Here is an 11291-nt window from a genome sequence, read left to right as displayed (position 1 = left end):
TGAGACAGAACTGTTATTAGTGAGGGTGTAGATTATACTCCTGAATGGAACAGGCTATGCTGTCTAACAAGGGTGGTACCACGGTCTTTTCGTCCCTTACCGGGAGGAAAGGCCTTTTTTTGTTGGCTTGGCTGACTACACAATGATTGAAGGGGGCTGTACACGGCCATGAAAGAAAAGTTGGAAGCATTGAAGGCTGAAGCGTTGGCGAAGCTGCAGGAGGTCTCAGACCCGCAGGTACTTAATGACTTGCGCGTGAAATACCTGGGAAAAAAAGGTGAACTGACAGAGGTGCTGCGCGGCATGGGCAGCTTGAGCGCCGAGGAACGTCCGGTTATCGGGCAAGTTGCCAACCTCGTCCGGGGTGCGATTGAAGAGATTATTGGAACCAAGCAAGAAGTTTTCCAACAGCAGGAGACACAAAACCGTCTGCAAGCGGAGAAAGTGGATGTTACCTTGCCGGGACGCCGTTTGGCGCAAGGCGGAATTCACCCGCTCAGCAGAGTGGTTCAGGAGATCGAAGATATTTTCATCGGCATGGGCTATCGTGTGGCAGAAGGTCCAGAAGTGGAGACAGATTATTACAACTTTGAGGCGCTCAACCTGCCGAAGAACCATCCGGCACGTGATATGCAGGACTCCTTCTACTTGACGGAAGACCTGCTCATGCGCACCCAGACTTCTCCGGTACAGATCCGTACCATGCAAGCCATGAAGGGTGAAGCTCCGGTCAAAATCATCTGTCCCGGCAAAGTATTCCGCCGCGATGATGATGATGCAACCCACTCCTTCCAGTTCCATCAGATTGAAGGTCTGGTGATCGGACGGAACATCCGTATGAGCGACCTGAAGGGCACGCTGCAACAATTCGTGCAGGAAATGTTCGGGCCAAGCACAGGTATTCGCCTGCGTCCAAGCTTCTTCCCGTTCACAGAGCCAAGCGTTGAGGTAGACGTGAGCTGCTTCAAATGTGGCGGCGAAGGCTGCCGTCTATGCAAGCAAAGTGGCTGGTTAGAAATCCTTGGTGCAGGAATGGTGCATCCGAATGTACTGCGTATGGGTGGTTATGACCCCGAGGAATTCAGCGGTTTCGCGTTCGGTATGGGCGTAGAGCGGATAGCAATGCTCAAGTACGGTATTGATGACATCCGTCATTTCTATAATAATGACATGAGCTTCGTGAAGCAGTTCAAGGGACTGTAGGCAATAAATACATTGAATTAAGAGGAAGTGAGCCGAAATGAAAGTATCAACGTCATGGTTGAGTGATTATATATCGCTGGATGGAGTAACCGCCGATGAGCTGGCTGAGAAGATTACGGCTGCAGGCATCGAGATCGACGGTGTGGAAAATCGTAATAAAGGCATTACCGGCATTGTTACCGGCTATGTCAAATCTAAAGAAAAACATCCGGACGCGGACAAATTGAATGTCTGCATCGTTGACGCCGGACAGGGCGAAGATCTGCAAATCGTCTGCGGCGCGAAGAACGTCGAAGCCGGACAAAAGGTTCCTGTTGCGCTTGTAGGCGCAAAGCTACCGGGACTCGTGATCAAGAAAGCGAAACTGCGCGGCGTGTTGTCCCAAGGGATGATTTGTTCCGCCAAAGAACTGGGCCTGAATGACAAGCTGTTGCCGAAGGAATTACAGGAAGGCATTCTTGTACTTCCGGAATCTACGGAAATTGGTCTGGATATTACCAAAGTGCTAGATCTGAACGACGAGGTGCTGGAGTTTGACCTGACACCGAACCGTTCCGACTGTCTCAGCATGATTGGTGCTGCTTATGAGGTAAGTGCGATTCTTGGCCGTGAGCTGAAGCTTCCACAGCCAGAGAAGGATATCGTGGAGGCGGGTGGTTCTGCCGCGAATGATATTTCCGTTCGAATTCTTAATGAAGAACTGTGCAGCCACTATACTGCTCGTTATATTACAGGCGTTAAGCCCGCTGCTTCCCCGCTCTGGATTCAGAACCGTCTGATGGCAGCAGGTGTGCGTCCGATCAACAATATCGTGGATATTACCAACTACGTGATGCTTGAATACGGACAGCCGCTGCATGCTTTTGATGCGGATACCATCGATGGAGGCATCCTTGGCGTGCGTCTTGCGGATGAAGACGAAGTGCTGACCACACTGGACGGGCAAGAGCGGAAGCTGGAGCCGCATATGCTGGTAATTACCGACGCGGCCAAAGCCGTGGCGCTTGCCGGAGTGATGGGTGGTCTGGAGACCGAAGTCACGGGCAGCACCGTGAATATCGTGCTGGAATCGGCTAAGTTTGACGGAGGCACGGTTCGCAAAACTTCACGCCAGCTTGGCCTTCGTTCCGAAGCCTCGCTGCGTTTTGAGAAAGAAGTGGATCCGAATAGAGTTATTCCAGCTCTTAACCGTGCAGCAGCGCTTATTGCGAAGTATGCAGGTGGTACGGTGCATGAAGGGATCATTCAAGCAGGAACTGACGTTGTGGAAGAGAAGGTCCTCACGCTGTCGCTGGATAAGCTGAACCGTTACCTTGGTACAGACTTGTCCCTGCTGGAAGTCAAAACATTGTTCGGACGGCTGCATTTCAAATGCGGTGATGCCGCACAAGGGCTGATCGAGGTGCAAGTGCCAACAAGACGCGGCGATATCAGCTATGATGTGGATCTTATTGAAGAAATTGCTCGTCTTTACGGGTACGATAATATCCCTACAACACCGATCGAAGGTCCTACCACACCGGGAACCTTGACCAGATCACAAGCGATCCGTCGTGAAGTCCGTCGACTGCTATCGCATGGCGGTTATCAAGAGGTACTGGGCTACTCCTTCATTCAGCCGGAACAAAGCAAACTGTTCCCTGCGTTGACCGGTGAGGGCCTGGCCGTGAAGCTGGCGATGCCGATGAGCGAAGAGCGCAGTGTGCTGCGCACCAGCCTTCTGCCGCAATTGCTTGATATTGCTGGATATAATACGAATCGCCGCCAAAGCGATCTGGCACTGTTTGAGATCGGAAATGTGTTCTACACGGAAGAAGAAGTGCTGACTCGTCAACCTCATGAGTTGCCGATGCTTGGTTTGCTGCTGAGCGGAACCCGTGCTGCTAAACAATGGAACGTGCCAGTGCAACCGGTCGACTTCTTCGACCTGAAGGGTGCTCTTGAGACCGTCTTCGACCACTTGGGGCTTACTGGCCGAGTAGTCTATGAAGGGGATGCGCCGGAAGGCTATCACCCGGGACGCTCTGCTTCGATCCTTCTGAAAGGACCTGAAGGGGCGGTTAAAATCGGAACGCTGGGCCAGCTTCACCCAGACCTGCAGCGTAAGCTTGATCTGACCGATACTTATGTCGCTGAAGTTTCGCTGCAGCCGCTGTATGAAGTTGCCCGGAATAAGCTGCAATATCATGAACTGCCAAGATTCCCAGGGGTAGAGCGGGATATCGCGGTGGTTGTAGACACAGCTGTACCAGCTGGTCAATTGATGGATTCCATCCGTGAGAACGGAGGAAGCCTGCTACAGAACGTACAGGTATTTGATCTCTATACCGGCGGCAAGCTGGAGAGTGGGAAGAAGAGCGTGGCTATCTCTCTGGTGTACCGTCATAATGAACATACTTTGACGGATGAAGAGGTTGCAGAAGTGCATGATAAAGTACTATTCGAGCTTCAGCAAACTTTTGGCGCAGAATTGAGAAAGTAGCAGGAATTGTGTAAAGCCGCAGCGAATCCATTAGAAACCGAGATTCGCCGCGGCTTTTTTTCATGCAGCAAACATGCGGAATCCCGGTTCAATCTACTGATTCGAGCATCATTTTTGCTAAATGATTAACTATACAGATACAATGGAAGCAGGGAGACCAGCTTAGAATCTGCACATATATAAAGGAGGGCACAATTGTGGCTATGGACCGGACACGTGTCGCCGTGGAGATATACGGAACTTCTTATAAACTTGTAGGAAGCAGTAGTGAATATATGAAACAGGTTGCAGACTATGTGGATGAACACATGCGTGCAATCTCTAAATCCCATAACCGGCTGGATACACCGCGCATTGCTGTGCTTGCTGCTGTACATATGGCCGAGCAGGCGCTTCAGGTGCAGGACATTAAGAACGAAGTGAAAATGCTGACCGGGGAACGCAGCGAACTGCGGGTGGAGGTTTCGCGCCTGCTGGAGGTGCAACGGGAACGGCAGGAGGAGTATGAACGTCTGGATGCTGCCGCCAAGGAAGAGGCGAAGCGGCTGATCGCTACGGCGGAGGAAGAGCGCAAGCGGCATTTGGAAGCACAGGAGCAGGAGAAAGCCCTGCATCTTCAGCAGCTGCAGGAAGCGGAGCAGGCTGCCGATGACGTCCACCGCAAGCTGACAGAGGATCTTCTGTCCCGTGAGCAGGAGCTTAAGGACTTGAAGGCTGGCTATGAGCAGGAACAGAAGGCCCAGCGGGAGAGTCACCGCCAGGAGCTGGCAGAAGCAGAAGCTGCCCGTCTGGCAGAGCTTGAAGATCTGAAGGCTACACATCTTCTCGAACTGGAGGGCATCCAAGAGGCCCTGGTACAGGAGAAAGGGGATGCACTGGCCGCTGCCGAGAAAGAGCTTGCGGCAACCCGAGAATCCCTTGGCAAAGAGCTGGAAGAAGTTCGAACGCTTCTTGGTCAGGAATTGGCAGATACGAAGTCTGCGCTTGGCAAGGAGCTGGAGGACACGAAGACTCAGCTCGGCCAAGCGTTAGAAGAAGCCAAATCGACGCTGGGCAAGGAGCTTGAAGATACAAAGGTTGAGCTTGATAAGGAACAAGCTAAGAACAAGGAGCTGCGCCAGACACAGGGAGCGCAGGAGCACAGACACAAGCAGAACGTGCAGGAGCTGGAGAAGCAATTGGCCGAACTGCGCGGCGGTACTGGACAGCTTCAGTCCAGACTGCGGGCTGCCGAAGCTGGAGTCAAAAGCGAACGAGAAGCGCGTCTTACTTTGCTGGAACAATATGAAGTTATTGTCAAGCGCGAGGAACAGCTCAGCGGAGAGCTTCAGACTGCAACAGCGCTTAGCGAGACGCTCAGTGGCGAACTGGAAGAAGTGCGTCAGCGTTATGATTCCTCGCAAAATGAAGTTGCAGTGCTACGAGGCTCACTTGAAGAAGCTGAGAGCGGCTTAAGTGCTGTTCAGGCAGAACTGCGTACAGCTAACGAACTGGGCGAGATGCTGGACGCTGAGCTGGAAGAAGTGCGTCAGCGTTATGAAGCCTCGCAGAATGAGGTTACAGTGCTGCGCGGATCCCTTGAGGAAGCTGAGGGCAATCTGAGCGCAGTTCAAGGAGAATTGCGTACGGCCAACGAGATAGGTGAAGCCTTGGATGTTGAGCTGAAAGAACTACGCCAGCGCCATATGGCTTCGCAAGAGGAGGTCGCGGTGTTCCGTGAGGCTCTGGAAGAGGCTAAAAACAGCGTGAGCCATGTGCAGGCAGAACTGCGCACGTCCACGGAGCTGGGCGAGATGTTGGATACTGAGCTGGAAGAGCAGCGCCAGCTTCATGTTACTTCGCAAGAGGAAGTTATGGAGCTGCGGGAACTTCTTACTGCTTCGCAAGAGAAAGTTAAGGAGCTAAGCGATTCACTTAAGGAAGCTGAGAGTAATCAACGCGTTGTACTGGAAGAATTGAGCACAGCTAACGAGCTTGGTGAGGTCTTGGAGACTGAATTGAAGGAGCTGCAGCAGCTTCATGCCGCTTCACAAGAGGAGGTTAAAGAGCTGCGCCAGCGCCATGCTGATTCACAAGAAGAGGTTAAGGAGCTGCGTGGTTCTCTTGAGGAAGCTGAGAGTAACTTGAGAGCGGTGCAGGAAGAATTGAGCACAGCCAACGAGCTGGGCGAAGTTTTGGATACTGAGCTGAAGGAGCTGCAGCAGCTTCATGTAGCTTCGGAAGAGGAAGTTAAAGAACTGCGCCAGCGCCAGGCTCTTGCGCAAGAAGAAGTTAAGGAGCTGCGTGGTTCTCTTGAGGAAGCTAAGAGTAACTTGAGAGCGGTGCAGGAAGAATTGAGCACAGCCAACGAGCTGGGCGAAGTTTTGGATGCTGAGCTGAAGGAGCTGCAGCAGCTTCATGTAGCTTCGCAAGAGGAAGTTAAAGAGCTGCGCCAGCGTCATGCTGATTCACAAGAGGAGATTACAGGGCTCCGTGAAGACCTGCAAGAATCCAAGGGCAGCCTGAGCAGTGTGCAGGAAGAGCTGCGCTCGTCCACAGAGCTAAGTGAGATGCTGGATGGTGAGCTGGAAGAACTGCGTCAGCGTCATGTTGCTTCGCAAGAAGAAGTTAAGGAGCTACAAAGTTCTCTTGAGGAAGCCGAGAGCAGTCTGAGTGCGGTGCAGGAAGCATTAAGCACAGCGAATGAACAGGGTGCAGTCTTCAATACTGAGCTGAAAGAGCTGCGCCAGCGCCATGCTGATTCACAAGAGGAGATTGCGGGGCTCCGTGAAGATCTGCAAGAATCCAAGGGCAGTCTGAGCCAGCTTCAGAACGAACTTCAGTCTTCAACTGATCTTGGCGAAATGTTGGACGCTGAGTTGGAAGAGTTGCGTCAGCGTTATACTTCGTCACAGAATGAAGTGACAGTGCTGCAGGATGCTCTGGAAGAAGCTAAGAACAGCGTGCTCCGTGTCCAAGAAGAACTGCGCTCGACAACAGAGCTTGGCGAGGTGCTGAATTCGGAACTGGAAGAGCTTCGCGAGCGTTATGATCTTTCGGTGAAGGAAGCCTCGGATCTGCGAACCTCCCTGGGGGAAACTGGTGACAGTCTGAGCCAGGTACAGCAAGAGCTTGACCGTGCTGCGAGTGAGGCGGTTTCTTATAGGGAGCTTGCTGAGAAGCGTATGGATGAAATCAATGAGCTGGAAATGAGTCTTCTGGAGACAGAGGACAAAGCTCAGGGGCTGAACCGCGATACCGAGAACCTGCGAGGCCAGTTGAACAGCTTGGTGAACAAGCTAGATGACGAAGTTACCCGGCGTGCGGAAGCGGAGCAGCAAAACGGAGTGCTGATCGGCGAGGGAGAGCAAGTGCGCAAGGAACTGGCAGCATTGCAAGTCCGTTATGAGGACATGATCTCACAGTATGATGAAGTTCTTCAGGACGGGGAGCGTCTTCAGGAGCGATACCGTCTGCTGGAGGAGGAACGCGAGGAGATGGCGGTCCGCCTCGAAGAGCTGTCCGAGGCCGGTCGCGAAGCGGCGGCTGCAGCAGCCGAGCAGCAGGATGTGCTAAAAGAAGCTCAGGATTACGGAGCTTCCTGGAAGCACAGATATGATGAGCTGGCAGCGCGCCAGCAGCAGTGGGCCGAGGCGGAAGCCAAGCTGCGCGAGGAGATTGAGATCTGGCAGCAGGAGGCCACAGAGGCTGAGGCGAAGCGGGAAGCGGCACATCAAGAGCATAGCACGGTACTGGCGCAGCTGAACGAGGTTGGGGAGCATTACGAGCTGGCGCAAGGCCAACTCCGCTTGCTCCAGATTCAGTCCCAGGTTAACCAGGACGAGTTGGACAAGCTCAATCAGGAATATCGCAGCCTGCAGGCGGAATATTCCAAGCTGCAGCTTGAATATAATGAATGGATTCAACTGATCGAGCAAGACAGTTGAATAACGGATGAAGGTAGAAAAGCCGGTCCCGACGCTTATGCGTGTGGGGCCGGCTTTTTTTAGACAAACAACGAATTCCACTTCCATATTCTGCAACTTTGTCCAGCTTCGAGTCGTCTGAAGATCGAGGTGATACCCATGAGACTAAAGAGTAATTTAGTACTGCTCCCAGCCATACTTGTTCTGCTGATTACAGGCTGTGGGGATGTGGAGAAGGGAAGCGTTTCTACATCAGCTGCTTCTGCTGGGTTGAAAGCCACTGAGGAGACTACTGAGGAGACTGCTGAGGGAGCAGAGCCGATTACAACGTCTGAGCCCCAAAGGGACTATAAACAAAATAACAAACAAAACTGTTCTTACGCTATTATCGAATGGGTAGATATCTTGATGATCAACGATATCAAATACGAGCGGAATTATGAAGGTACACAAGAAGTTAAAGCTGATCAGATCGGCAAAAAGGTAGGGGAGGTAGCCTACATGCTGAACGACAATGCTTGTTCTGGCCATATTACGGTGAATGGTGATGCAGCTTTTCTGCCAGTTGGCACTGAGATTTATGAACTGAAAGGATACCGGCCAGAGTTTCGGGTGGTGGCTAACCATTCCATCTATGAAGTGAGCGACAATCCCAAAGCGCAGACTATAGGCGATTTACTTGATATTGGGGGGAAGATTAGTAAAGTCAGTATTGAGAGTGGGAATGACGGCAGCCTAATTCGGTATTTTGATCCTGAGGCAGCGAAGGCTTTTGAAGAAGAGCTGTTGAGAATAAAAAAATCTGATTTTAAGAAGATCTATGCTGTAACAAGCCGTACGAAGAATGAATGGAAAATTTTTCTGCGTGTGCACCTTCAGGATGGCACCTCGCTGCGGATGGTCTTTTACCCGGAAGCCAATGCCATTCACCGGGGAGGATTTGGGACTGAGAAGCTGAAGGAGATCATCCTCTCGCAGAAATTTGCTCAGAGGAAATAGACTGGATTGTCTGCTGAAGAGACTAACTACGGTAAATAGACTGTAGTGACTGAGCGTGACAAGTGAGGGAAGTACGTGAGAGAAGTAATTGAGAGTAATAAGTGAGAGTAGTAAGTGAGAGAAGTAAGTGAGAGAAGTAAGTGAGAGTGGTAAGTGAGAGTGGTAAGTGGGGAGTAGTAAGTGAGAGTAATAAGTGATTGTAGTAACTAACTGCAGTAACTAGCTCTCCTCAAGCAGGCGCTTCAGCAGTCTGTCGTGGAATAACGGGAAAAACTCCCGTTAATATCGCATGTTGGAGCAAATGAGCAGTCCAAAGTGCGAAATAACAGGAGTTTTTCCATTTAAAATAAGGAATATTGATTAGTTTGACGAAATAACAGGAACAATTCCCGTTACTTCCATAAGGTTGACGCTCCCCCCAGTCCTCACTCCTCGACGATCACATTTGCAATCATGCCGGTGTGGCCGGCGCCGCACATGATGGAGCATGTCATTTGGAAGGTTCCGGTTTCTTCCGGGACGATGACCTTTGTATTTTTTTTGCCGCTTAGTTGCAGATTCAGCTCGGGAACGAGAATGCCGTGATTACCGCTTTCATTTTCGAAAATGATTTTGACGGGTACGCCCTTCTTCAGGTGGTACTCCTCTTGATCGAAGCTGTAGTTTTTGGCCTTGATGACGAGTTCGGTCTCAGCTTGAATTTCAGGTTCCTTTGCAGCGTTAGTGCTGCTTCCGGCGGCGTTGCTCCCGCTATTGGAGCAGGCGGTGAGAATCAGAATACAGAATAATGACATAAAAAGTGCAAATTTAGACTTCATTTTGCTCCCCCTCACCTGTAGAATGGTTAAATGTGACAATTCTGTAGACATCATAACTTAAAAATTTAGGAAGCGCTCTATAAAGTTGTGAAAAGTTGGTGAACAGAGGGAAGTATGCCGGAGATATATTAATCGACATTTTTCGCAAAATAATTGTCGAAGAATGCAAAAAAATGATGCAAAAACAATTTATATTTATTATAATGTAAACTATTATATCATGGGTTAGAAGTAGGGGATCCACATGATCGCAGCAACTGATTTGCTGAATGCGGAGGTCTGGCACCGTAAAATAATGAATGGGTATTGGATTGTGTTGGCTTTCATGCTGATCGCCCAAGTTCTCTTTGTGCTGTGCGAGGATCAACTTAGACTGAAGAGTAGTCCAGGGACTGAAAGCGGCTATTTGTTCATTGCTTCCAATATCCTGATTGTTATTTGTGTGGCTTCTGCGGAGATATGGCTGCGTTCCACTTTGCAGTATAACAAGCAAGCCATTGTTGGCTGCGGCTTTATCATTTCTTATTTGTTTTATTTTGTAATAGAGCCTTTTGTGGACGGTGCCCAGATGGCGCTGATGATGCCGATCATGATTTCGTTAATTTATTTTGATCGCAAGCTTCTGTACACATTGGGTCTTTTTAGCATATTCTTCTACGCTGCGGTATATTTCGGGCTGGAACGAGTGTACTTGAAGAAACCGTTGCTCGAATTTATTGCTATGGAGTTTGTTTTCTTACTCTTTTTACTTATGGCGCGGGCTGTGATTGTAAGGTCGAAGGAAACCGGAGAATACTTGGAGCAGCTGACGAAATCGGAACAGGGCCTGCTGGTAGAGCGGGCTATTTCGGACAAGTTGTTGAAGATTGATGCACTGACTGGATTGTACAATCACAAGACCTTTCATGAATACCTTGATTCCTTGCTGGAACAGTGCGAGAACAACGGGCTAATGCTGCAACTAGCGTTGTTTGATATTGATAACTTCAAGCGGGTGAACGATACTTACGGGCATTGGGTCGGTGATCTGGTGCTGAAGGAAGTCGCAGCCAAAGTGGGCGAGAAGATCGGGCTTAATGATTTTGCGGCGCGTTACGGCGGAGAAGAGTTTGCGGTTATTTATACAGACCGGAACTGTTCTGAAGCTTACAGTGCAGCAGAGGAGCTGCGGTTGACCATCGAGCAGATGGAGCATCCCTATGCCGGCGGCCATCCTATAACGGTTAGTATCGGCTTATGCCGTTATCAGCTTGGCGATGGTAAGGAACAGCTGTTTCGCAAGACTGATGATGCGTTGTATCAGGCGAAAAGATCCGGAAAGAACAGAGTCGTTACATCTTCTGTTGATTCACAAGAAGCTAATATCCTGTCCTATGGATAAATATGAACAGCCCCCCTCTCCCGTGGTAACCGGAAGAGGGGGGCTGTCTTCGTGCTTGAGGCAATCGTTATTTAGCAGCTTCGAACGGTGTGGATACCGGCAGAAACAGGTCGATAATACCGATGACCAGAGCTGCCAGAATCGCGCCGAGAATGGTAACACTAACACCGCTGACTACAAACTGCGCGATCCAGATAACTAGCGCGCTGACGAGGAAGCCGACAATGCCTCGACCAAACGGTGTCGCTTTGCCGCCGAAAATCCCTTCGACCACCCAACCAAGCAGGGCGATCACGAGGGCCAGAACCAAAGCGCTCCAGAAGCCGCCGATGGTGAATTGGGGAACAATCCAGCCGACGATGAGCAAGACAATCGCTGATACAACAAAACGGACTACATGACCTAAAAATCTCACTGGTTTAACCTCCTTTGGCTCAAGCTAAGGATATGTGCAGTTGTTATTATGACCCGGATACGGAATTAATATGTTGGGAAACGATACC

General features: G+C 50.5%; 7 protein-coding genes and 1 other annotated feature (1 of these 8 only partly in view). Of the genes, 5 read left to right on the top strand and 2 right to left on the bottom strand.

Annotation, left to right across the window (positions count from 1 at the left end):
* Nucleotides 1-100 (top strand) — a binding site (T-box leader) (it extends 193 nt beyond the left edge of the window).
* A 68-nt stretch (nt 101-168) separates the two neighbouring features.
* The 4 genes from pheS to ACFVU8_RS14815 all read left to right on the top strand — a co-directional run bounded on the left by pheS (nt 169) and on the right by ACFVU8_RS14815 (nt 8589).
* Complete coding sequence (gene pheS / locus ACFVU8_RS14830; RefSeq protein WP_379465059.1) at nt 169-1203, top strand: phenylalanine--tRNA ligase subunit alpha; 1035 nt, start codon at nt 169-171, stop codon at nt 1201-1203.
* Between the two features lie 37 nt (nt 1204-1240).
* The gene (gene pheT / locus ACFVU8_RS14825) at nt 1241-3685 is read left to right on the top strand and encodes a phenylalanine--tRNA ligase subunit beta (RefSeq protein WP_387428149.1); all 2445 of its coding nucleotides are present in this window, start codon (nt 1241-1243) and stop codon (nt 3683-3685) included.
* Nucleotides 3686-3888: 203 nt separating this feature from the next.
* Entirely contained in the window at nt 3889-7611 is a 3723-nt protein-coding gene (gene zapA / locus ACFVU8_RS14820; protein WP_387428762.1) for a cell division protein ZapA, read from the top strand.
* 138 nt (nt 7612-7749) lie between these two features.
* On the top strand, nt 7750-8589 hold the full coding sequence (locus tag ACFVU8_RS14815; RefSeq protein ID WP_387428147.1) for a hypothetical protein: 840 nt from the start codon (nt 7750-7752) through the stop codon (nt 8587-8589).
* Nucleotides 8590-9014: 425 nt separating this feature from the next.
* On the opposite strand, the gene ACFVU8_RS14810 is transcribed toward ACFVU8_RS14815, so the two are convergent.
* The gene (locus ACFVU8_RS14810) at nt 9015-9407 is read right to left on the bottom strand and encodes a cupredoxin domain-containing protein (protein ID WP_387428146.1); all 393 of its coding nucleotides are present in this window, start codon (nt 9405-9407) and stop codon (nt 9015-9017) included.
* Between the two features lie 244 nt (nt 9408-9651).
* Between ACFVU8_RS14810 and ACFVU8_RS14805 the strand changes: the two genes are divergently transcribed.
* A complete protein-coding gene (locus ACFVU8_RS14805; protein WP_387428144.1) occupies nt 9652-10788 on the top strand; it encodes a GGDEF domain-containing protein in 1137 nt (378 codons plus the stop codon).
* Nucleotides 10789-10855: 67 nt separating this feature from the next.
* Here ACFVU8_RS14805 and ACFVU8_RS14800 read toward each other — a convergent pair whose 3' ends face one another.
* Nucleotides 10856-11203 (bottom strand): phage holin family protein, encoded by a 348-nt coding sequence (locus tag ACFVU8_RS14800; RefSeq protein ID WP_379465054.1) that lies wholly within the window; start codon nt 11201-11203, stop codon nt 10856-10858.
* Between the last annotated feature and the right edge of the window lie 88 nt (nt 11204-11291).

The sequence above is a fragment of the Paenibacillus sp. NPDC058177 genome (genome assembly GCF_042883835.1).
Lineage (GTDB): Bacteria > Bacillota > Bacilli > Paenibacillales > Paenibacillaceae > Paenibacillus_AQ > Paenibacillus_AQ agri.
The sequence above is the reverse complement of the archived record's forward strand: the minus strand, read 5'-3'. Positions and strand labels throughout refer to the sequence as shown.

Bases quoted from the DNA above. Each gene is read 5' to 3' on its own strand.
- pheS (WP_379465059.1), top strand. From the start codon at position 169: ATGAAAGAAAAGTTGGAAGCATTGAAGGCTGAAGCGTTGGCGAAGCTG.
- zapA (WP_387428762.1), top strand. From the start codon at position 3,889: ATGGACCGGACACGTGTCGCCGTGGAGATATACGGAACTTCTTATAAA.
- ACFVU8_RS14815 (WP_387428147.1), top strand. From the start codon at position 7,750: ATGAGACTAAAGAGTAATTTAGTACTGCTCCCAGCCATACTTGTTCTG.
- ACFVU8_RS14805 (WP_387428144.1), top strand. From the start codon at position 9,652: ATGATCGCAGCAACTGATTTGCTGAATGCGGAGGTCTGGCACCGTAAA.
- pheT (WP_387428149.1), top strand. From the start codon at position 1,241: ATGAAAGTATCAACGTCATGGTTGAGTGATTATATATCGCTGGATGGA.
- ACFVU8_RS14810 (WP_387428146.1), bottom strand. From the start codon at position 9,407: ATGAAGTCTAAATTTGCACTTTTTATGTCATTATTCTGTATTCTGATT.